Raw genomic sequence first — 22,183 nt, forward strand, 5'->3', positions numbered from 1 at the left:
GCGGATGAATTCGAGGGTTGGCATTCTCGGCTCTTGCAGGCGATGAAGCTTGATAAGAACAAAACAAGAACAAGAAGTCAATGCGTTATGGCCTCGTTCGGGCAAAAAGATTCACCCGCGCGAAGAGCAAACCTCGTGAGAGACTGCCGGGCGCTCCTATCCGGAGAGCACCAAGGATCGATCGCGTTCATGTGCAATCTCTATTCGATCACCACCAATCAGGCGGCGATTGCCGATCTCTTTCGTGTCGTTCGCCGCTACGAAGGCAACTTGGCGCCGATGCCGGGCGTGTTTCCGGATTACCCGGCGCCGGTCATCCGCGATGCCGGCAGCGGCGAACGCGAGATGGTGATGATGCGCTGGGGCATGCCGCCGCCACCGCGCACCGGCGGCCCGCCGGTGACGAACATCCGCAACACCTCCTCGCCGCACTGGCGCGCCTGGCTCAAGCCGGAGAACCGTTGTCTCGTGCCGGTCAACAGTTTTGCCGAGTACGCACCGGAGCCCAACCCGGAGACCAAGAAGAAAGACGTCGTGTGGTTCGCGCTCGCGGACGCACGACCGATGTTCGCCTTCGCCGGCATCTGGACCATTTTCAACGGTGATCGCGGTACGAAATCAAAACCCATCGCCGGCCCGCATCAGGTCTATGGCTTCCTCACCACTGCACCGAATGCGATTGTCGAGCCGATCCATTCCAAGGCCATGCCGGTGATCCTGACTACCGCTGAAGAACGGGACGTGTGGCTACGGGCACCATGGGATGAAGCCAAGGCGCTGCAGCGACCGCTCGCGGACCAAGAGCTCAAGATCGTCGCGCGCGGGGCTGAAAAGGAAGACATAGCTTCACGGATTTGAATTGTTGAAATTGAATGCCGTTCGATCAAATGTGACGAGAGATTTTACAATGGCAAATATCGATATGAACAAAGTGATTCCGATCGCCGAGGGCCACGAAATTTGGGCGGCAAGAGGAAAGGCAATTCAAGCGTACGCAAACCTAGAGCAGTCATTTGCAACACTTTTCGCCGGCCTCTCGGACACATCAATAAGGACCGCCGCCATTGTTCTCTTTAGAATTACTAACTCTGATGCAAGAAACAAGATTCTAGAGAAGCTGTTCCGACAGAAGTTTCAGGAAGAACTCAAGGAATTCAGAAAGTCTCTTTTTAGCCAACTCCGGCCGATCGACATAGAACGCAACGAAATCGTCCATTGGAACGCGGCATGTCACATGGGCCTTGATGAAGACGGGCAAGAAACTGCGAACGTATTTCTAATGCCTCCAGCGTCGTTAACAGCGGTAGCTAGCGACACACCCACGAAGGATATTCATGCAATCAAAGCGTTCTCGGCGAAGTGCAGATTTTATAGCTCTCTGATCAACATGTTCTGCTCTGTGGAGTGCCGCACTTTCGAGCAAGCGCTTCCGGATGAAGTGACGCGTCCGTGGCGCGACATATTCGCGCGGGAAATAGTTTATCCGCCGCCCATGGAGCACCCGCTATTCCCCCAACAAAACGCACTCGAAAACTATATTCAAGCATTCATCGTCAGGTGAGCGTTCCTGCAGGCGCGGGCCTGGCAGCCGCCCGGGAATGTTCGTCAGCGTCCGCTAGTCTGCTGGGTCACTCCGGCCACCTCAACAACAAAGCCCGCGACCGGTGACGGCGCGGGCTCGACGATTTCTGCGATGATGCCTGTTTACAGGTGATTTGCGCGACGTGTCAACCGCGAATGCGGACAATCCGAAACGTGCTGTCGAGCAGACGGCGGGAACTTTTCGTCCCTAACCCGAGTTAGCCGGGAGAATTCGGAAAAGCCAGCCGACGCGAGACACCGCCCTCCATGAGCGCCCCCACCCTTCCCGCACCGCCAAAATCCCTCCGGATGGTGCTGAAGCGGCTGGGGCCCGGTCTGATCACAGGGGCCGCCGACGACGATCCGTCGGGCATCGCCACCTATTCGCAGGCCGGCGCGCAGTTCGGCTATGGCCTGCTCTGGACGGTGTTTCTCACCCTGCCATTCATGATCGCGATCCAGCTCGTCAGCGCGCGGATCGGCCGGGTCACCGGCAAGGGGCTGGCGGCCAACGTCATGAAGCTCGTGCCGCGCTGGCTGGTGCTGGCGCTGGTCGCGATGCTCGTTGCCGCGAACACGTTCAACATCGCGGCCGACATCGCCGCGATGGCAGAGGCGCTCTCGCTCGTCATCGGCGGGCTGAACCACGAGCACGCGCTGATCTTCGCGGCATCCTCGACCCTGCTCCAAGTCTTCGTGCCCTATCGTCGCTACACGCCGGTGCTGAAATTTTTGACGCTCTCGCTGTTCGCCTATGTCGCGACCGCCTTCACCGTGAACATCCCCTGGAGCACGGCGCTGCTCGCAGCAGTCTGGCCGCAGGCCAACATCAGCGCCGATTATTTCCTGATGGTGGTCGCCGTGCTCGGCACCACCATCAGCCCCTATCTCTTCTTCTGGCAGGCCTCCCAGGAGGTCGAGGAGATGAACCACAGGAATCGCCAGCCGCTGACGAAGGCGCCGCGCGCCGGGGATCCCGAGCTGACGCGCATCAGGGCCGATACCACGCTCGGCATGCTGCTCTCGAACGGCATCGCCTTCTTCATCATCCTGACCACGGCCTCAGTCCTGCACGCCAACGGCGTCACCAGGATCAATTCGGCAACGGAAGCCGCCGAAGCGCTGCGGCCGCTCGCCGGCGATTTCACCTTCCTGCTGTTCGCGCTCGGCATCATTGGCACGGGCCTCCTGGCGATTCCGGTGCTGGCGGGCTCGGCGGCCTATGGCGTTGCGGAGATCTTCGGATGGCGCGCCACGCTGGAGGCAAAGCCGGATGAAGCCGTCGGCTTCTACACGATCATCGCGGCCGCGACCGTCATCGGCTTCTCGCTCGGCTTCACCGGCATCGATTCCATCCACATGCTGGTGTGGAGCGCCGTGCTCAACGGCATCGTCGCCGTCCCCATCATGGCGATGATGATGCTGATCGTCTCGAACGCCGGTGTCATGGGCAAGTTCAGGGCGCGGACATGGCTGATCGCGCTCGGCTGGCTCGGCACGGCGCTGATGGCGCTCGCGGTGGTAGCCCTGCTCGGCTCGTCCGTCGTCGGCTAATGCGACGCCAAAGCGCCCGCGGCAGGAAGGCTCAGTTCGAGGTCAGGGCCGCCGAAACCTGCGATGCAATGATGAAGGCCACGAACACGGCCGGCACGCTGATCAGTCTCAGAAACTGGTCTACCGAAAGCATCTGTCATCCCCCAAAGACAACGCGCCTTCGCCAATCGTGCGCCCTACTGAACCCTCTGCACGATTTGCTGATCGGCCGTGAGAATCTGGTCGGAAACGGCTGCCCCGCCCAGGGTGAGCAGCGCCAGAATAGAGATAACGGCCAAGGCTTGCATGGGGCTGATGGTGGCGGTCCGATTGTGGCCAAAAGGGACAGAAGCCGGCGCAATTTCGCGGCGAACCCCGGAAACATCGTGACTATCCCCAGCCTTTCCAGCAGCTTTGTCGCGCCGCAAAACGACGCGGCTGCATAAGCGCTGCGCGCCTCCATCGCTTCACGGGGCTCGTGCCTTGGCTTAACAAAGCAAGAGATCAACAAGGCTCATTGAGCGGCCGCCGGGGAGCGACATGACGACATCATCCAAAGCCGCTGCCATCGAAATCCTCGCCTGCGATGCAGGCTGGCGAAACTATCATTTCGTCAAGCTGACCACGGAAGACGGCATCGTCGGCTGGAGCGAGTTCGACGAGGGCTTTGGCTCGCCCGGCGTCGGCGCCGCGATCCAGCGGCTCTCTGCCCGCGTGATCGGACAAAACGTCTTCCAGCACGAGCGCATTCATGCCGAACTGTTCGCGGCAACGCGCCCGGCCGCCGGCGGCGTGGTGGCGCAGGCGCTGGGCGCGATCGAGAACGCGCTGCTCGATGCCAAGGCCAAGTGCCTCGGCGTGCCGTGCTATGAGCTCCTCGGCGGCAAGATCCGCGACCGCGTGCGCGTGTACTGGTCGCATTGCGCGACGTGGCGGATCAATCATCCCTCCTGGTACAAGCCAGGAATCGAAAGCCTCGACGACGTCAAGGCCATGGGGCGCGAGGTGCGCGAGAAGAAATTTTCGGCGCTCAAGACCAACATCTTCTCCTATGACGACGGCAAGCCGACGGGCTGGCGGCCCGGCTTCGGCTCGCCGTTTGCGCCCGAGATCAATGTCGACCGCAAAATCCTGCGCGACCTGCACATGCATCTGGAGGCAATCCGCGACGGCGCAGGCCCCGATGTCGAGATCCTGCTCGACTGCAACTTCAACGCCAAGACCGAAGGCTATCTGAAGATCCTGCGCGCGATCGCCGACATCGACATGTTCTGGGTCGAGATCGACAGCTTCAATCCGGAAGCGCTCGGCTACATCCGCAGGCAAAGCCCGCACCCGATCTCGTCCTGCGAGACGCTGCTCAGCTTACGCGAATTCCTGCCCTATTTCCGCGAGCAGGCAATGGACGTCGCGATCATCGACACGCCGTGGAATGGCGTCTGGCAGTCGATGAAGATCGCGTCGGCCGCCGAAGCCTTTGAGGTCAACGTCGCCCCGCATAATTTCTACGGCCATCTCTGCTCGATGATGAACGCGCATTTCTGCGCCGCGGTGCCGAACCTGCGCATCATGGAAATCGACATCGATCGCCTGGCCTGGGACCGCGAGTTGTTCACGCACGAGCCCGAGATCGCGAACGGCCATCTCGTGATTCCGGATCGCCCGGGCTGGGGCACCGAGCCGAACGAGGAGACGCTGCGCGCACATCCGCCGAAGACCCACGGCGGGCTGCTCAGCTATGGCCGCAAAAGGTGAAGGCCAAGAGCTGAAAACTACGGCGTCACGGGGTTGACGGCCGGGGATGTCTTCGGTCCCGGCCGCGCCGGCTCTATTCGTGATCTCGGAGCGGTCGGCAGCACCATGGCGCCTGCGGCGCGCGCGGCTTCACCCGTGGTGTGATACATCGCGACATGCGCGGGCTGCGTCTTGGCCCGGCTCCACGGGCCGTGATCGACGAGCAGCATCGCGGCAATGGTGAGGCCTGCGACGATGAGCGCGATTACGCCGGGATGGCGAAGCGCAACGGCAAGGGAGTTCGTGAAGCTTGTTGCCATCGAACACTCTGGGCTGTTTCCTCTGAGTCGTTAACTCGGTGAGCTCGCGTCGGGTTCCGGCTGGAACAGGTGGGTTCCGCGAGAGTCCGAGGAATTCAACGGTTGCTTCACTTCACGTCGGGACGCGCGTCGCCGACGAACTTGTCGCGGTTCGGCATCTTGATCGCGGCCAGCGATTTGGCATCGAGCGTCGCATCCGCGCCGAGCAGTCCGTTCAGGCTCAGGATGTAGGCGGACACCGCATAGACGTCGTCATTGCTGAGAGACTGCGGCGCGTTCTGCGGCATGGCGCGGCGGATGTAGTCGAACAGCGTCGTCGCGTAAGGCCAGTAGCTGCCGACAGTGCGGATCGGCCTCGCTGTCCCGATCGTCCCCTGCCCTCCGACCAGCCGATCACCCAAGCCGCCCTCGCCCTTGTCGCCATGGCAGGACGCGCATTGCTGAGCGAAGACCTCGCCTCCCCGACTGACCGTGCCGCGGCCCTCAGGCAGATTGCTGCCGTCCCGTCCGATGTCGATGTTCCAGCCTGCGATCTCCGCGGGCGATGCCGACCGTCCGATGCCGTACGGGCTTTGCGCAGACGCGCCGCCCGTCCACGCGCACAGCAGGATTGCGAAGGCGATGCCGCCAAATTCACGCCAGCGCATTGGTCACCTCACCGCTGTCTGCGATGCGCCAGGGCCAGATCGCGTCGTTGTGGTAGAAATAGTTTTCGCCGCGCACGGCAAGGAGCTGATCAAGCGTCGGCTGGACGTAGCCGGTCTCGTCGATGGCGCGGCTCTGGATCACGGCGGCCTTGCCGTCCCATCGCCACGGAAAGCGGAAGCGCGTCAACGCGCGCGTCAGCACCGGCTCCTGCAATTGCGCTGACTGCCAGCTCTTGCCGTCATCGACGGACACCTCCACGCGGGCGATCCTGCCGTGCCCGCTCCAGGCAATCCCGGTGATCTCGTGAAAGCCGGGCGCATCGAGGCGCTGTCCGCCGGAGGGACGCGTGATGATCGACTTGGCTTCCATGTAGAAGGAGAACTCGCGCGCGGTGCCGTCGGGCAGCAGGTCGGTGTATTTCGAGGTCTCCTCGCGCGAATAGGTGGGCTCCGACGTCACGTGCAGGCGCCGCAGCCACTTCACGCTCATGTTGCCCTCGAATCCGGGGAGAAAAAGCCGCAGGGGATAGCCCTGCTGCGGCCGCAGCCGCTCGCCGTTCTGGCTGTAGACCAGCATGGCATTGTCGAGGCATTTCTCGATCGGGATGCTGCGCGTCAGCGCCGCGGCGTCGGCGCCTTCGGCCACGACCCACTTGGCTTCCGGCCTGAGACCGGCTTCCTCGAGCACCAGCTTCACGCTCACGCCGGTCCACTCGGCACAACTCACCAGGCCCACGAGGTCGGAGGCGGTCTTGCCGTAAGGCTTTGTGTAGCCGGGATTGCCCGAGCACTCGAGGAAATGGATGCGCGACTGCGACGGAAAGCGCCGCAGGTCATCCATGGTGAAGATCAGGGGGCGCTCGACCAGGCCATGAAGCATCAGGCGGTGCTGCGCCGGATCGATCGTCGGCACGCCGCCGTGATGGCGCTCGTAGAACAGCCCGTTCGGCGTGATGATGCCGTCGAGTTCCTGCAACGGTGTCCGGCTCGAAGCCGAGATGTATTGCTTGAGGTTTTTCGAGATGTTCTTGACGACGTTCTTCTCGAACGGCGACGGCGCCCCATAGGGCTGGCTGCCCATCGGCTCGCCCGGCGCCTTCATCCATTCGGGAATGTCGGGCGGCAGATTGTCCGTCCCAGCCGCCGTGGCGGCGGTGCCGGCACCGAAAACGACTGCACTGAGGGCCGCGCCGCCGGACTTTAGGAAGCGACGGCGCGTGGTTGCGTCTATGCCGTCAGTCGTTCGTGCCTTGGTGGGCCCTCGTGCTCGGCCGCATGAAATCGCCTCGCGAGCGCCTTGGCAATTCGCGCGCGTTTCAAAATCAGGCGATCGTCGCGACGGCTGATCTAAATCCGCGGTCTCGCGGAGGAGTTCCTTTCCGGCGCCGCAGCGCATGAACAATCTGATCGGCGTCTCGGACTCTACTCGCCTGGCGAGATCGCGTTGCTTGGCGTCGGGCGATCCGCGATCTGTTGCCCGAACAGGCTGCCAATCAGCTCGACCGCGGTCCGCGCGGTGCGGCCGCGCTCGTCCAGGAACGGATTGAGCTCGACGATGTCGACCGACCGGACCAGACCGGAATCGTGCAGCAACTCCATGATCAGATGCGCCTCGCGGTAGGTCGCTCCGCCCGGCACCGTGGTGCCGACGCCGGGAGCCACGCAGGGGTCGAGGAAATCGACGTCGAAGCTGACATGCAGCACCCCGTCGCTCTCCTTCACCCGCTCGATGAAGCGCCGGATCAGGACGGCAACGCCGAACTCGTCGATCTGGCGCATGTCTGCGACGCGGATACGCCGCGTGCGCATCAGCTCCTTCTCGAGCTTGTCGATCGAGCGCGTGCCGAACAGCTCGAGCTGGCCGGGATCGATCGAGGCGCGCGGCTCCTTGCCGAGCAGCCCGTCGAGCCCGGGCTCGCCGCACAAAAACGCCGCGGACATGCCATGCATGTTCGCCGTGATCGTCGTAGCCGGCGTGTTGTAGTCGGCATGCGCGTCGAGCCAGAGCACGAACAATTTGCGCCCGCGCTCTTGCCAATGACGCGCCATGGCGTTGACCGAGCCCATCGACAGCGTATGGTCGCCACCGAGAAAGATCGGGACCGTCCCAGTCTTGGCGACGTCATAGGCGCGATGGCTCAGCAAGCGCGTCCAGCGCTGGATTTCGCGGTAGTGATTGGCGTTCTGGGGCGGCTCGTCGCTCGGATCAGGAATGCCGGCGACCGAAAGGTCGCCATGATCGACGACCTCGAAGTCGAGATTTTCCAGCAAGGTCGCAAGGCCGGCGGTCCGCAAGGCCGCAGGGCCCATCAGCGTCCCGCGCTGCGAAGCGCCCATGTCGATGGGAGCGCCGAGCAGCGCAATGCGCCTGGTTCGATCCGATGTTGTGCGATCGGTCACGACCATCTCCCTGATCAGGTCTGCGCTGAGGCATCAGCCTACCAGAGATTCGCCTCCGTCGTTTCCCGGGTCCGATCCATCGCCCGCCGACGCCCACGGGAACCAAACCTCGCCCGCGGCATTTTCAGTGTAGGCCGGCACCCGCCGTCAAGACGGCGCCAGTCGCGGATAGCCAAAGGTCTTCGGACCCGCTGTTCAGAACGAGCGCTCGCGAGGATAGCCAAAGGTGCCGGTCCCTGCCATTTCGCGGGCGTGGAGGTCGTAAGCCTTGAGCGTGGACATACCGGAACCAGTTTCGCAACCAGGCATAGCCGAGCGCGCCATCGATACCGCAACCGACGTCTCTCGCACGATCGGCGAGGTCGCCGGCGGCCTGCACGCCGCAGTCGATCGTCTTACAGCGGCCATCGAGGAGACACGAAAGCCCGGCAAGCCGCTCTCGACGGTCGCCGCGATCACGCGCGAGGCGCCGCTGGCGAGCCTTTTCGTCGCGTTCCTGTTCGGCGTCGCGATTGCGCGCCGGCGCTAGAACAGTTTTGGTCCCCGCCGATCGAGCTGCGCCTCCCATGTCGCCAGTGTGGCAGCGACGATCATCACCGCGATTCCGGCAACGCTGACCCAAAGCTGCGCGACGAAGCCGCCGGAAACATCGCTGAGGATGACCTGACCGATAAAGGACAGCAGGACTCCCAGGCAATACATCGAAAGCGAGTTCTCGCCACAACGGATCATCGCGATCGCAGGCGGTGGTACCGGTCGGCGTCCCTCCCGGAGCGTGAACCGCGAAACCACGACGGCCAGCGCGAGAAAGTGCACCAGGCGCACCGGCGCCAGGTGGCTCTTGTAGATCGGATAGATCCATCCCGAGACATCGTCCGGGATCAGCAGCTGCAACACATCGAACTGCCAGCTCAAGGCGATGACAAGGCTGAACAGCAGATAGAGCAGCGCAACCACCAGGGTCACCCGCGACTGCACGAGTGGCCTGATCATGTTACCGCCGCTGCCGGCATACCAAGCGCCGAACACGAACAGGAGCTGGAATGCGAACGGATTGAAATAGAGTTCGCCCGTCGGCCAGGCCGGCACGTGCCAGCTCCGAAGCTGGACCATCAAATACACGAGGAACGAAACGACCAGCGTCGTCGTGGGGATGCGGATCAGGAGCCACAGCAGCAGCGGAAATGCGAGGTGCAGCAGCACGAAGGTCGGGAGGATATCGGTATTGACGGGCGTATATTGCAGCATCGCCGCATGCACGAGCGCCGCGCCGGGGTCCTTGAAGAAAAAGCCCGTGTTGGTTTCGTCGACGTACCGCTCGCCACCGCCGACCAGCCATACCAGGGCGACATAGGCCCCAAACAGCAGCAAGAATGCGCAGTAGATCTCGAAACTCCGCCGCAGCGCCCGGGCGATCACCGTGAGCCATCCCTGCTCCGGCAGAGCGCCGCCATAGGCCAGCATGCAGGTGTAACCGGAGACGAAGACGAACACCTCGGTGGTGTCACTGAAGCCGTAGTTGCGCAGCGTCAGCCATGCCAGCGAATTGTCCGGGATATGATCGATGAAGATGAACCACAGTGCCAGTCCGCGACAGACGTCCAATCGCAGATCGCGATAGCCCTTCTGTCCGTGCAGAAGTGCTCCCTTGGCCAACTCCGGGTGATAATCCGTCACGATCCCGATGAGCCTCGAAACGACGGGCATGTCGCACGAGACTGCATGATACCGATTCTGCCGGGATTGTCTGTACCGCCGCGCGTCGCACTCAGGCGGCGCCGACGACCTCGTGGATCGGCTGCACCGTCAGAAACTGACGCCCGAATGCGGCGGCCGGCATCGGGCGGCCGAAGAAATAGCCCTGCCCTTCCTCGCATCCCATGCTGACCAGGAAGTCGGCCGTCGCGCGGTTCTCGATGCCCTCGGCGATCACGGAGAGACCAAGCTGCTTGCTCAGTCCGACGGTCGAGCTGACGATCGCTGCATCGTCGGAATCGGCGAGCAGATCGAGCACGAAGGAGCGGTCGATCTTGAGCCCGTCGAGCGGAAACTTCTTCAGATAGCTCAAGCTCGCGTAACCCGTGCCGAAGTCGTCGAACAGAACGCGGACACCGAGCTCCTGGATGCGCTTGAACATGTCGAGCACCCGCGCCTCGTCGAGGAGGAGGATATCCTCGGTCACCTCGAGCTCGAGCAGCGAGGGCGTGAGCCCGGTGGCGGCCAGCAATTCGCCTACCGAATGCGCCAGATCGCCCGAATGAAGCTGCGACGGCGACAGATTGATCGCGACGCGGACGTTGTTGCCGGACAGCTCCCACGCCCGCGCCTGTTTGCAGGCTGTCTCCATCACCCAGCCGGCGATCCGTTCCGAGAGCGCGGACGTGTTGACGACAGGCATGAACTCCGCCGGCGAGACGTAGCCGCGCGATGGATGACGCCAGCGGATCAGCGCTTCCGCGCCGAGGAGCGCGCCATCAACCAGACGAACCTGCGGCTGGTAGAACAGCTCGAATTCGTTGCGGTCAGCGGCCTGCGCGAGCTCACTCTCGAGCGTCAGCCTGTTCTCGAGCTCCTCTCTGATGGTGCTCTCGAAGATCACGTAGCCGCCGCGGTGGGTCGTCTTCGCCCGGTAGAGTGCGAGATGGCCGTTGCTCAGGAGGTCGTCGGCGTTCTGCCCGCCGTCCGGATAGAGGGCGACCCCGGCGCTTATCCTGACGCGATGCTGGCGCGTGCCGGCCGCGAGCGGCAGCTCGAACGCGCGCATCACGCGCTCGGTGAACACCGCGATCGGCTCATTGGCCTCGACGCAGTCGATCGCGATCGCGAACTCGTCGCCGCTGAGTCGCGCGACGATCGCTTTGACCCCGGCCTCGGCCCGCAGCCGCGCAGCGACCGCCTTGAGGACGAGATCACCGGCCGCATGACCGAACATATCGTTGATCTGCTGGAAGCCGTCGAGCCCCAGCACCAGGAGCGCGACCTCGTGCGACTGCCGCTTCGCCGCCGCGACCAGGCCGACCAGCCCCGCATGCAAGGTGTTGCGGTTGGCAAGGCCCGTGAGCGAGTCGTACTCGGCGAGATATTTCACGCGTTCGGCCTCGCGCTTGCGGACCGAGATGTCACGCAGGATCGCGCCGTACTGGAAGCCGTCCGTGCCTTGCCAGCCCGAGAAGCTGGCCTCGACCGGAAACACCTCGCCGGTCTTGCGCCGTCCCTCGAACTCGACGACGACGGCCCCGCCCGGGACCAGCAGCGCCTGACGCGCAGCGTCACGTGTCGAGAAGCGCTTGGCCGCGCCGTCGGTCGGCGCTGCGCAGAGCGTTTCGAAGGGGCGGCCGATCATTTCCGCCGGCATGTAGCCGAAGATCGCGCTCGCGCCGGGATTCCACACCGTGATCATGTGGTTCTCGTCGGTGCAGACCAGGCCGTCGCCGAGCGACATCGCGATGCGGTGGAAGCGGCTCTCGGCGATGCGACCGAGCAGGCTGCGGAAATCGATCTCGTCGAGCGCGATCGCGGTGAGATAGGCAACCGTCGCGATGTGGAACAGCGACGTGTCGATGACGAGCGGCCATTTCAGCTGCACGAGGGCAGCGAGCAGCTCGACTGCCGCCGCCGCCGCAACGAGGATCACAACCCGAACACCCGGACCGAGGCGGCGCCAGGAGAACATCATGAGCAGGGCCAGAGCACCGAGGCCCAGGATCATGCCGATATCGGAGGTCCAGCGCAGCGTGCGATGCTGAAGGATCGATTCCGCCGCCAGAGCCTGTAGCACGGGACCGGATGCGACATTGCCGTTGGGTACGCTGAAGCGGTCGCCGAGCTCGAAGGCAGTGGCCCCGACGAGGACCTTCTTGTCTTTCAGCTTGGCAAGGGTCGTGGCGTCGCCGCGCAAAACGTCGGCAAAGGAGACGCGCGGAATCGAAGACGCGCGGATCGAGAAATCGATCAGAAACGGCGCGCTCCGGTTGGCATATTGCCCCGCCAACACCGCCGCCATCGAAGGCACGAACTCGTCGCCGAGCTTCTCGCCGAAAGGATAGCGTCGAACCAGCCCGTCGGACTCCACCGAAACATTGACGACGGCCGGCCACGACTGTTCGCCGAACGGCGTCAGAGGGCGGTTGATGTGGATCCCGCCGCTGTTCGGTGCCGGTTGCTTGAAGGACGGCAGTATCGTCGAACCACCGACGTCCGTGAGCGCCTCGACGAAAGCCTGGTCGGATGCAGGATCGGACGGTGTGCTGAAATCGACGTCGAAGGCGACATCGCGAACGCCGGCGCCTTCGAGCTTGCGCAAGAGCTCGGCATGCAGCCGCCGCGGCCATGGCCAGACGCCGATCCGATCGATCGATGCCGCATCGATCGCAACCACGGCAATATCGCCGCTCGCCTCGCGCGATTGCCAGGCGAAGCGTAAATCGGTGAGCGCACTGCGCAGCGCGCCGTGCCATCCCGTGGACAGCACGACGGCAAGCGCAGCCACAACCAGAATATGCGGTCGATAGCGTTTCACTCAGTCCCCCCGCACATCCGGCTCAATCCGGACGCGCCCCCTTTGTCCACTTACGAAATAGCCTCAATGCTTGTGGCCATGCGCGTGGCCGTTGCTACCGTCGCCGCCGCCATTCCCGTTGCCATTGCCGTTGTTGCCTTTGTCATTGCCGGAATGGCCATTGTTGGAATTATCGCTCGACGAACCGGCCGTTGTCGCAGCCGTCGTCGTGGTCGTGCTCGAGGTGCTCGTGCTGCCGCTCGTGGTGCTGCTGCTCGTCGTCACGGCCGTCTGGGTGGCGCTGTTGGACACCGTCGTCGTGCTCGTCTTGCTATCGCTCCAGACAGTATCGGTGCTGGAGCTTGACGCACTTCTGACGGCGGCGGTCGTAACCGATCCGCGTGCGAGCCCGTGCGTCACCTTGTGGAAATTCAGCTTCACCTCACCAAGCGAGCTGGAGATGCGGACCACGCCCGGCTTGACGTGAGACTCGCCAGCCGCCTGCAGGGGATTGGAAGCTGCTCCGGCCGCCTTGCCCGTCTCGATGTGCACGAGAGCATGGAAGCTGTGGCCGTTCGCAGCGTTGCGCGGAGCCGACAGGCCCGATTTCGGCACCGGCACTCGCTCGATGGTCGACGCGCGCGGCTTGCCCTGCTCGATCGGATTGAAGGTGCCGGAGCCGCTCAGGTTGAGGCCAGGCTTGCCATGCTCGAAGGCCGTCGCGGCCTGACCGGGCATCACCTGTGCGATCTGACCGGTGCGGAAATCGGAGACTTCGACCTGCCCGCGGACGACGCCGACCTTGGTGCTGCCGGCGTTCACCGTGACGCTGAACTGCGTGCCCTTGACCACGGCAGCGAGATAGGGCGTCTCGACTTCGAAATGCTTGACGTTGCGCTTTTCGACTTCGAGCAGGATCGAGCCCGCCTGCTGCACGATGGTGGTCGAAAGCCCGTCCTTCTGCTCCGTCGGCAGACCGACGACCGAATTCGGCGAGATCAGGATGGTCTCCTCGCCGCGCACCAGGAGCACGCGCCCGTTGCGTCCGGTCCGAATGGTATCGCCTGGCTTCAGCGTCTCTTCCTGCTTGAGCGAGACCTGCTGTGCGCCGTCGGTCGCGATCCAGACGTCGCCCGATGCCTTGCTGACCGACCAGACACCGCCGTCCTCTGCAAAGGCGTTGGAAGCAAATCCCAGTACTAGCGCAGCCAGGAAGGTGCGCCGCATTCCATCTCTGCCGAGCATGATGAGTCCTCAGTCCACGAACAGCGGGCCTGAGATTTATCGGAGATGTCTCAAGATAGGATTAGCCGGAGTCCCGGCAAGTTCCATCGCTCCGTTAACCAATCGTTGACCATAAAAAACTATGAAAAATCATGAGCCTAACGATCTCTTACCATGCGCGCGAAGGGGCTCCGTTGAACTACGGAGAGCGGTCTCGATGGAGCCGCCGGTGGAGACATTTTGTGACCCTAATGGGCCTGCTTGTGCCCACTCTTGCGGCAATTCCGCAAGGTCTCGCGCAGCAAGCCAACCAGCCGGGCTTCGATCCGCGACAGACCGAAAAATATTTCGACACACAGTCCGATCAGAACTCCCGCAGCCGCACTCCCGTAAGACTACCGGGTCTCGGCCGGCCCGACGTCGGCGCCGATGCCCGGCCGCAATTCGTGCTTCGCCACGTCAGCATCGTTGGTGCGGACAGCATTCCGCGCGAGCGCATCACCAGCACCTGGCAACCGTATCTTGGAAAGCAGGTGTCGCAGGCGGACCTCGCGGCGATCGCCGGCGCCGTCAGCGATCTCTATCGCTCCGCCGGTTTCCATCTGAGCCGGGCCATCATCCCGCCGCAGGACATCCACGATGGACGCGTGCAAATCCGGGTGATCGAAGGCTCCATCGTCGAGGCCGACTTGAAAGGCGACGGCGCCGAGCAGTTCGGCATCCGTCCGATGCTGGGGCCGGTCCTCGGCGAACATCCCTCGCACCTCGCCACGCTCGAACGCCAGCTTTATCTGATCAACGGATGGCCGGGGGTGCGGATCGCAGATACCGCGCTCGAGGAGATTGGCACCGCGAGCGGCCGTTTCCGCCTCACGGTCTTCCTGAAGACCTGGCACATCTTCAGCTCGTTCGGCCTGGACAATCTTGGATCATCGTCGGTCGGACCGTGGCAGACCTATGCGACCGGCGCCTTCAATTCTTACTTCGCGCCCGGCGATACGCTGGCGGTCAACCTGTCGACGATCGCGAACGATCCACGTCAGCTTGGCTTCGGACGATTGTCCTATGACGCGCCGGTCGGCGTCGACGGCGTACGGCTCGGCGCCTCGATCCTGTACAGCGCGGTGCGGCCGGGCGATGCCCGTCGCCTCGACAGCGACATCACGACGACGGAAGCCTTCGAACTACGGGCAAGCATCGTCCCGCTTCAGTCGCAAGCATCTTCGCTCACGCTCACCTCGGCCTTAACGTTCAGCAACGTATCGGAGCACGATATGTTTGGGCCGTGGTACAATGACCACATCAGGACCGCGAGCCTGACCTCGGATTACCGGCTGCAGGACCGCTTCGGCGGCACCAACTATCTGACCCTGACCTACCGCCAGGGACTCGACATCTTCGGCGCCTCGCACTGGACCGACGACCTTCTGTCGCGCGACGGCGCCTCGGCGAACTTCTCGGTGTTGAACGCCTGGTTCACGCGCTATCAGACCCTCACCGACGCTTGGTCGATCAAGCTCTCAGGCGCAAGCCAGACCGCATCCCGGCCGCTGTTCAGCTCGCAACAATTCTATCTCGGCGGCGCCGCCTTCGGCCGCGGCTATGGCGCCGCCGAAATCAGTGGCGACAATGGGCTTGCCGGATCGATCGAGCTCCGCTTCGACCAGACGGTCAACTTCCGCTACTGGACCGGCTACCAGATCTACGGCTTTGCCGATGCCGGCGCGGTGTGGAACCATGGCTATCGGCTGAGTGACGGACTGTCGCTGACATCCGCCGGCGCCGGCATACGCCTGTTCCTGTGGGACGATTTACGAGCCGATCTCGCCGTCGCAGTTCCGCTCAGCTATCGCGCGCCTGACAATGAGCGGCGGAACGCGCGGTTCCTGTTCACGCTATCGAGTGCCTTCAGGCTCTGCCCGGAGCGCGGCAAGGCGAACTGCATCTAGTTTCCGGCCTAACGTTAGCCTGCGATCAAGCTTGCCTAAATTTAATCCCGTCTCGCCCTCACAATCGCTCGATCCGCGAGTTCCCCATCATACCTCTGTGAAAAGTGATCGGGATGAAACGATGAAAAGGGCTTTCGCGATTCTGGCGTTCCTTTGCGTCCTTGCCGCGGGCGAATATGTCGCCGTGAGCAAGTTCGCGATCCGCCACGAGACGCTCAACCTGTTCGATGCCGCGCGCCAGCGGCCGGTCTCGGTCGACATCGCCGTGCGCCGCGACTACGAGACCAAGGCCAATCTCGGCCTCTGGAAGCTTCCGCTCGCCGTCATCAGCAACGGCAACACGGTCAAGGCCACCGAGTATTCGTTTCTCGCCAACGTGCTCGCCGCGCGCGGATATCTCGTGGCCAGCATCCAGCAGGATCTGCCGACCGATCCGCCCCTGATGACCAAGGCCGGCCAGCCCTATGTCGGTCGCAAGGGCGTTTACATGCGCTGCGAGGCCAACATCCTCTTCGTCCTGAACGAATTGAAGAAGCAGCAGGAGAACGCGGAATACGATCACATCACGCTGGTTGGTCACTCCAACGGCGGCGACGTCTCCATGTATGTCGCCCATCAGCATCCCGAGCTGGTGTCGAAGGTGATCACGCTCGACAATCTGCGGGTGCCCTTCGTGCTCAGCGATCACCTGAAGATCCTGTCATTCCGCTCGAAGGACCCGAAGTTCGTCACCGATCCCGGCGTCCTGCCAACGCCCGAGCAGGCAAAATTGCGCGGCATCGACATCATCAATACAGGCGCCCAGCACACCGAGTTGAGCGACCGGGGCCCGGATTCGGTGAAGGAGAAGATCCAGGCCACGCTGGATCAGTTCCTGCGCAGCAGCTCCAGCAGCGAGCTCGCGCCGACCGATACGACGAGCCCGATGATCATGAACCCAGGCGATTACTAGGGCTCACTCGTCAATCGACGGGCACGCCTGAGGTCCCCTTTTTCTCCAATAATCATGGTCTGTTGAACCGGGAACATGGCTGGAGCGACCTAATGGGCGTTCGCAGAGTTCGATCCCGTGGCAACGGAGGCGGCCATAACACTTCCTTACGAAAACCAGCGCCCCGTCGTCTCGGACAACAGCCTCGCCGTCGTTGTCTACGTGCTTTACGGCGTGGGTTATTTTACCGGGATTTCGGCGCTGATCGGCGTCATCATCGCGCATGTGAAGATCGACGATGCGGACCCCGTGCCGCGCTCGCACTACCAGTTTCAGATCAGGACCTTCTGGATCGGACTGGCGTACCTCGCGGTCGCCATTCCGCTGTGCATGGTGCTGATCGGCTTTCCGATTTTTGCCTGGTGGTTCGTCTGGTCAGTGGTCCGCGTCGTCAAGGGCAGCCTGTTGCTCATCGAGCACAAACCAATCGCTAATCCCAAGTCCTGGCTGTTCGGATAGTCCAGCCATCAAATGTGGCTTACGGCCAGCTTGCGGCAGATCAAGGCGGCTCGGCGCCGAACGCGCGACAAGGCAAACCTCGAGCGTCGGGGAAGCCCAGATGTCGCACTACATACAAAGTCTAAGGCTGCCCGCCGCGGCTGCGCCGGCCCTTCTTCGCCGCCTCTACCGCTCCTCCCGCAGGCTGGTCCGGTCGATCATCGCCCGCATCGACCTCTCCCAATTCCCCGGATCGTGCTGCGGTTGAGCACGGTCGCCGGACAAATGGTTCAAGGACGCCCCATGCGAGCGCCTGTCAGACGGCTTTCAACCCTGATCATGGCAGCCGGCCTGTCCGGATCGCCGGCTTTCGCCGCCGATCCCGATCACGGCGCCGATCTTGCAAAGCGCTGGTGCGCGAGCTGCCACGTCGTGACGAGCGAACAGAAACAGGCGAGCGCGGACGTCCCCGCCTTTGCGGCCATCGCGCGCAGGCCCGACTTCACGCCGGAGAAGCTTGCCTTCTTCCTGCTCGATCCGCATCCGAAGATGCCGAACTTCCCGTTGAGCCGGATCGAGGCCGGCGACATTGCCGCCTATATCGGCTCGCTGCGCCAGTAGCACCTGAGAGCATGATCCGGCCGACGAGGGCTGCGTTAGAGTGTGAAGCGGTTTTTCATGTTCAAACGACAACGCGCCCCAAAACGCAAATCCCTGCCGGTTGAGCCGACAGGGATCAGCAGAAAGGATGACGGACGGCGGACGGTATGTTCATCCGGTGGCCCACCATGGACCTGCCCTGCGATTGAATTCTGCGCGACGCTCTCACGCAAGATCAATTTGTGAGCACGCGCGACCGCCCGCGGTTCAGGACTTGCCTTTGCCGGGCTGCATCAGGTTGCCGGTGATCTGTCGCATATGCTCGCCGGCGTTGGTGAATTGACTTCTCAGGAATTCGGACTGGATCCGCATGGCTTCCTGAAGATCGGTTGCGTGAACCAGCTTGCGCGCGTGCTCGAACGCCGCCTTCATGTTTTGTTCGGTAAAAGCAAGCGCCTGCTTGGAAACCTCCGTACCGGTTCCAGGCACCGATGACATCGATTTGGTGGCAGCATCGAAAAACAGGCCGAAGGCTTTCTCCGCCTGATCGATGGTCTTCTCGGCCAGATCGCGCAATTCGGCCGGAACTTCGAGCTTCGGTTCGATCATGTCGCCGTCCTCCCCTTGTCCCTAACTGATTTATCACACTTATCGGATCGCATTCCAGCGGCTAGGCTGGCGTCAGGGATCCCTGGGGCGGTCGGTTCTGGTTCGGACGTCGACGGGCGATACCTCGCCTCACGAAAGCGGATGTTCGGGAATCTCTTCGGTGGTGAGGTCTTCGACCAGCTTGATGACCTCGAAACGCTGCCGCGGCGCGAGCTTGAGAAATGCGCGGAGCAGTCGCAGGCTCTCGACGGTTTGACTCGCAGGCGCCCCCAGCTTCAGGTGCAATTCAGTCGCGAAATTGAGGTTTTTCATCTCGCACCTATGAAAGGAACGGCCTTCGTGAGACGGCAGACGTCATTCGAGAACCGGACCTCGGACATGAACAGCTCTCGGCCGGGCGACCGCGGGCGGACCGCCAAACCGCATGCTCGCAACGGATCGGGCGGACCCGATGAGGTTGCAATTATGACAAGGAACAACCCTTCCGGCAAGCCAAACTCCTGGGAGAGGGTTGCTTCATCGTCACCGCACCTCGGCAAATTCCGGATGACGGACCTGGTCCACCCCCGCCTGCGACAGGATTCAGCAGGTCATAGCTGCACCTTGGCTTGATCTGCGTCAATGCGACAACGCGGCTTATTTTGTTTCCCATTATGAACGGGGAACGGGGGGCACGATGCGCACATATTGTTTCGATTTGGGGGATTGCGCCCCGGTTCGGGACCGGCAGGGCACGGAGTCCACGCCGGGGGCCGCGAACTGATCGGGCTACTGCTTCTTCAGCGTGTAGACGTAGTCGTTGAGGCCCGCTTCGATGGTCGCATCATCCACGAAGTGGAAATCGATCTCGCACCCTGTTTCTAGCGTCTTGATCTTGTCGCCGGTGAAGCCGAGCGAGGCGGCGAGCGCCTTCGGATCGGCCTTCTTGCTGGAGTGCTGCATCTCGTCGAAAGCGCCCTGAAAGATCATGTCGGCGCCGTAGTCGGTGAGCTTGTACTGCGGCTTGGCGCACGCGAAGGGGCGCGGGCCCAAGATTTCCTTGGCCTTGACGAGGACCATCTTGCCCATCAGCCGCGCCTGCTCGGCGCTGTCGGGCTTGTGCTGCGGATCAGCCCAAGGCGCCACCACCGCGCTCGTGAATTTCCAGCTTCCGACGTAGGAGGGGTCAGCTGCGTGAGCGATGCTGGCCGCAACCACAGAAGCAAGAGAGCAAACGACGCCGGCGAATTTCATCTGATGGTCCCCTCATTCTCGTACTTGGACGCGGGGCGCCGCCTCGCGGTTCACGTACAACGATATTTTTCAAAGACATGAACCGTCATTCGCAAGCGGGCGACCAAAGGCCCAGTGCGACACGGCCACGCAGATCACGGGCGCCCTGGCTGACTTTTTCGACCAACGATTCGGGCGCGTGTCCAGCAAGGGAAGACGGCATGCTTTCTCGCAGCGATCTCGTCAAGGGCGCGGCGGTTGCGCTTTTCACTCTCGCATCACACGGCGCATGGGCGCAGGAGGCCAAGATGAACCTGTTTAAGATCGTCACCGTCAAGGACGAAATCGTCATCGGACCGAACGCCGAAGAGCTCCAGGCGCTCGGCGGCACCGACGCCAGCGCGGTGGCCCATGCGCTGGCGCAGAAGGGCGATCTCACCGTATGGCAATACAGCGTCCACCGCGGCCAGAACGGCGAGTTGCAGCAGGCGCCGACCGCCAAGATCGGGTTGCTGGCCAACGCCTCGCTCCGCGTCGAACCCTACACGACGCCGTACCAGATCATGCCGCATCCGTGAGATGCGTGATCACGCTCGAACGATAACCCAGAGCGCGATGACGATTCATCCAATCTCTTCGCGCTCTTGAGCATGTCGACAAAAAGCGGCGCCGGACTGTCCCTGTCCCTTCCTCAAGCGAGAAAGCGCATACCGTGGATAGCACGCAATTGCTCTGGACCCAGATCGGCGCCGGCATCTGCACATTGATGTTTGGCGGCATGCTATTCAACCTGCTTCGCCTGCGTGGCCGTCTCCAGGCCGCCACCAGCTGGATAGCCGTCGAAGGCGTCATCATCGCATCGGACGTGAAAGCGCCGTCAGCGCACGTATCCGATGACCTGGACGATGCAACCCCGCTCGTTCGCTATCGCTATCGGGTCGGCGGCCGGGAGTTCGAGAGCGACAGGACGAGGATCGGTGGCACGGCAATGACGACGAGAACGCTCGCCATGCGACAGGCGGCGCAGTATCCGGTCGGGGCCGTGGTCGACGTTCACGTCGATCCGAAAGACCCCGGCAATGCCGTCCTCGATCCCTCGCAGGTCAGCAACCTTTCGGCACAGATCGCCCTCACCGTGACGTTCGGCATCATCGCAGCCGTTCTGATCGCGCACGCGGTCGCCGGCCGGGTGCTCTATGCCGCCGGCGGCGTGCCTCTGTTCGCCTTCCTGCTTCCGGCACTCGCTTTCGCCGCGGCCGTTGCCGCCATTTTCGGCTTCGTCCGGATGCGCCGGCTCGCCACCGCAAGCCTGCGCTGGCCGACCATTCCGGGAACGGTGACGGCTTCGCGCGTGATCGAGGAGATGATCGAGGAGCGCAGCGACGACGACCGGACGCGCGTCAAGAAGATCCACCGCTACCAGGTCGACCTCCGCTACGCCTACCACGTCGGCAATCGGGATTTCGTCGGCGTCCGCCCAAACTGGGGCTGGACCGGCATCTATGGGCTTCGCGAGCTCGCCGAAAACGCAGCCGGCAAATATCCGCCCGGCCAGGCCGTGACGGTCCATTACGATCCGCGGCGGCCGTCCCATGCCGTGCTGGAGCCGGAAAGCCGCCAGGGCTCGTTCGCGCCGCTGATCTTCGGCGCAATCAGCTTCGCCGTTGGAACGGCCCTGCTCTGGATCTTCGTTCGTGCCAGCTTCTCCTGAGCTAGCGCATGATCCGGAACCGGAGGGCAGCGTTAGCGCAAAGTATGACGTGGTTTTCTCTCGCAACAAACGCGGAACGCGTTTGCGCGGAGATCATGCTCGAACAACAAACCTGAAGCGCGATGAAGATCTCACAGCGCTTTGGCGCCGGGCGGGCTCTTCGTGCCGCCGTCAGTCGCAAAGCCGTAGACCTGTGCCAGCCGATCGAGGCATTCCTGCAGCCTCTTGGAGAAATAGTCGTTCCAGCGCTGGCTGCGCACGGCGCGGCGTTCGCCGACCTGCTCCATCGTCAGTCCGAGCACCAAAACGTCGTGCACGAGCGCCGCACCGTCCGTGCCGAGCTCGCGCTCGATCCGGTTCAGCCGCAACACTGCCTGGCGCTGGCTCTCAGTGACGGGCTCACGGCCGAGGGTGCCGTCGACATATTCGCGGCTCGGATCGACCGCCTGCGGCCCCCGCTCCGCCTTCTCCCAGTCGTTCTGGAATGCACGGCCGCCGCGGTACTGCGCTTCGTCGATCTGGTGATGGGAATGGAGCCGGCCCAACGGATCGTGGCGAATCGAGCGCAGCGCGATGATTTTCTCGCCGGGATCAAGGCCTAAGGGATTATCGACCTCGACTTCCGCCACTTCGGCGTGGAGCGGCAGGTCGCGTGACCTGCGCTCGTAGATCCCTCCCAGGCGAAAGGTCTTGCTGCGTTTGGCACGTGCCACTTGGATACTCCTTGACACAAAAC

Annotated in this window: 23 protein-coding genes; 12 read left to right on the forward strand and 11 right to left on the reverse strand. The window is 62.9% G+C overall.

The features are described from left to right. Positions 1–189: 189 nt before the first annotated feature. The 5 genes from Q2941_RS35775 (at position 190) to Q2941_RS35795 (ending at position 4,869) form a co-directional block, all read left to right on the forward strand. Entirely contained in the window at positions 190–858 is a 669-nt protein-coding gene (locus Q2941_RS35775) for an SOS response-associated peptidase (RefSeq protein WP_458195431.1), read from the forward strand. Between the two features lie 49 nt (positions 859–907). Continuing rightward, positions 908–1,561 carry a hypothetical protein gene (locus Q2941_RS35780; protein ID WP_458195412.1) on the forward strand — a complete coding sequence of 218 codons (654 nt, stop codon included), beginning with the start codon at positions 908–910 and terminating at the stop codon, positions 1,559–1,561. Positions 1,562–1,848: 287 nt separating this feature from the next. Further along, positions 1,849–3,135, forward strand: a complete 1,287-nt coding sequence (locus tag Q2941_RS35785) for an NRAMP family divalent metal transporter (protein WP_458195413.1) — start codon at positions 1,849–1,851, stop codon at positions 3,133–3,135. Positions 3,136–3,206: 71 nt separating this feature from the next. Then, entirely contained in the window at positions 3,207–3,560 is a 354-nt protein-coding gene (locus tag Q2941_RS35790) for a hypothetical protein (RefSeq protein ID WP_458195414.1), read from the forward strand. A gap of 94 nt (positions 3,561–3,654) precedes the next feature. Then, a complete protein-coding gene (locus Q2941_RS35795; protein WP_458195415.1) occupies positions 3,655–4,869 on the forward strand; it encodes a mandelate racemase/muconate lactonizing enzyme family protein in 1,215 nt (404 codons plus the stop codon). Positions 4,870–4,886: 17 nt separating this feature from the next. Here the strand turns inward: Q2941_RS35795 and Q2941_RS35800 are convergent, their stop codons facing one another. From Q2941_RS35800 to rocF, 4 genes are all read right to left on the reverse strand, one after another. Continuing rightward, positions 4,887–5,168, reverse strand: a complete 282-nt coding sequence (locus tag Q2941_RS35800) for a hypothetical protein (protein ID WP_458195416.1) — start codon at positions 5,166–5,168, stop codon at positions 4,887–4,889. Between the two features lie 107 nt (positions 5,169–5,275). Then, positions 5,276–5,815 (reverse strand): c-type cytochrome, encoded by a 540-nt coding sequence (locus Q2941_RS35805; RefSeq protein WP_458195417.1) that lies wholly within the window; start codon positions 5,813–5,815, stop codon positions 5,276–5,278. After that, positions 5,802–7,046 (reverse strand): sulfite dehydrogenase, encoded by a 1,245-nt coding sequence (gene soxC / locus Q2941_RS35810; protein WP_458195432.1) that lies wholly within the window; start codon positions 7,044–7,046, stop codon positions 5,802–5,804. The genes Q2941_RS35805 and soxC overlap by 14 nt, the downstream gene beginning before the upstream one ends. Before the next feature lie 191 nt (positions 7,047–7,237). Next, on the reverse strand, positions 7,238–8,215 hold the full coding sequence (rocF, locus tag Q2941_RS35815; protein WP_458195418.1) for an arginase: 978 nt from the start codon (positions 8,213–8,215) through the stop codon (positions 7,238–7,240). 268 nt (positions 8,216–8,483) lie between these two features. Here rocF and Q2941_RS35820 point away from each other — a divergent pair, with 268 nt between their 5' ends. Continuing rightward, complete coding sequence (locus Q2941_RS35820; protein WP_458195419.1) at positions 8,484–8,744, forward strand: hypothetical protein; 261 nt, start codon at positions 8,484–8,486, stop codon at positions 8,742–8,744. On the opposite strand, the gene Q2941_RS35825 is transcribed toward Q2941_RS35820, so the two are convergent. The 3 genes from Q2941_RS35825 to Q2941_RS35835 all read right to left on the reverse strand — a co-directional run bounded on the left by Q2941_RS35825 (position 8,741) and on the right by Q2941_RS35835 (position 13,958). Beyond that, positions 8,741–9,922, reverse strand: coding sequence for an OpgC domain-containing protein (locus tag Q2941_RS35825; RefSeq protein WP_254111485.1), 1,182 nt, complete (start codon positions 9,920–9,922; stop codon positions 8,741–8,743). The genes Q2941_RS35820 and Q2941_RS35825 overlap by 4 nt on opposite strands. 61 nt (positions 9,923–9,983) lie before the next feature. After that, positions 9,984–12,734 (reverse strand): EAL domain-containing protein, encoded by a 2,751-nt coding sequence (locus Q2941_RS35830; RefSeq protein WP_254111484.1) that lies wholly within the window; start codon positions 12,732–12,734, stop codon positions 9,984–9,986. 63 nt (positions 12,735–12,797) lie between these two features. After that, positions 12,798–13,958, reverse strand: a complete 1,161-nt coding sequence (locus Q2941_RS35835; RefSeq protein ID WP_458195420.1) for a FecR family protein — start codon at positions 13,956–13,958, stop codon at positions 12,798–12,800. Between the two features lie 131 nt (positions 13,959–14,089). Here Q2941_RS35835 and Q2941_RS35840 point away from each other — a divergent pair, with 131 nt between their 5' ends. The 4 genes from Q2941_RS35840 (at position 14,090) to Q2941_RS35855 (ending at position 17,936) form a co-directional block, all read left to right on the forward strand. Continuing rightward, positions 14,090–15,886 (forward strand): ShlB/FhaC/HecB family hemolysin secretion/activation protein, encoded by a 1,797-nt coding sequence (locus tag Q2941_RS35840; protein WP_458195421.1) that lies wholly within the window; start codon positions 14,090–14,092, stop codon positions 15,884–15,886. A gap of 121 nt (positions 15,887–16,007) precedes the next feature. Next, on the forward strand, positions 16,008–16,838 hold the full coding sequence (locus Q2941_RS35845; RefSeq protein ID WP_254111481.1) for an alpha/beta hydrolase: 831 nt from the start codon (positions 16,008–16,010) through the stop codon (positions 16,836–16,838). A gap of 117 nt (positions 16,839–16,955) precedes the next feature. After that, positions 16,956–17,336, forward strand: a complete 381-nt coding sequence (locus Q2941_RS35850) for a DUF4870 family protein (protein WP_254111480.1) — start codon at positions 16,956–16,958, stop codon at positions 17,334–17,336. A gap of 282 nt (positions 17,337–17,618) precedes the next feature. Beyond that, positions 17,619–17,936 (forward strand): c-type cytochrome, encoded by a 318-nt coding sequence (locus Q2941_RS35855; RefSeq protein ID WP_254111479.1) that lies wholly within the window; start codon positions 17,619–17,621, stop codon positions 17,934–17,936. A 246-nt stretch (positions 17,937–18,182) separates the two neighbouring features. Here the strand turns inward: Q2941_RS35855 and Q2941_RS35860 are convergent, their stop codons facing one another. The 3 genes from Q2941_RS35860 to Q2941_RS35870 all read right to left on the reverse strand — a co-directional run bounded on the left by Q2941_RS35860 (position 18,183) and on the right by Q2941_RS35870 (position 19,757). Beyond that, entirely contained in the window at positions 18,183–18,524 is a 342-nt protein-coding gene (locus tag Q2941_RS35860) for a phasin (RefSeq protein WP_027528420.1), read from the reverse strand. Positions 18,525–18,653: 129 nt separating this feature from the next. Beyond that, the gene (locus tag Q2941_RS35865; RefSeq protein WP_027528419.1) at positions 18,654–18,836 is read right to left on the reverse strand and encodes a hypothetical protein; all 183 of its coding nucleotides are present in this window, start codon (positions 18,834–18,836) and stop codon (positions 18,654–18,656) included. A 456-nt stretch (positions 18,837–19,292) separates the two neighbouring features. Then, positions 19,293–19,757, reverse strand: a complete 465-nt coding sequence (locus Q2941_RS35870) for a hypothetical protein (RefSeq protein WP_458195422.1) — start codon at positions 19,755–19,757, stop codon at positions 19,293–19,295. A 200-nt stretch (positions 19,758–19,957) separates the two neighbouring features. Between Q2941_RS35870 and Q2941_RS35875 the strand changes: the two genes are divergently transcribed. Together Q2941_RS35875 and Q2941_RS35880 are read left to right on the forward strand one after the other, a co-directional pair. After that, positions 19,958–20,314, forward strand: coding sequence for a hypothetical protein (locus Q2941_RS35875; protein WP_458195423.1), 357 nt, complete (start codon positions 19,958–19,960; stop codon positions 20,312–20,314). Positions 20,315–20,448: 134 nt separating this feature from the next. Then, positions 20,449–21,447 carry a DUF3592 domain-containing protein gene (locus Q2941_RS35880; RefSeq protein WP_458195424.1) on the forward strand — a complete coding sequence of 333 codons (999 nt, stop codon included), beginning with the start codon at positions 20,449–20,451 and terminating at the stop codon, positions 21,445–21,447. Between the two features lie 131 nt (positions 21,448–21,578). Here the strand turns inward: Q2941_RS35880 and Q2941_RS35885 are convergent, their stop codons facing one another. After that, positions 21,579–22,160, reverse strand: a complete 582-nt coding sequence (locus Q2941_RS35885; protein WP_458195425.1) for a hypothetical protein — start codon at positions 22,158–22,160, stop codon at positions 21,579–21,581. Between the last annotated feature and the right edge of the window lie 23 nt (positions 22,161–22,183).

This window comes from Bradyrhizobium sp. UFLA05-153 (assembly GCF_054185185.1).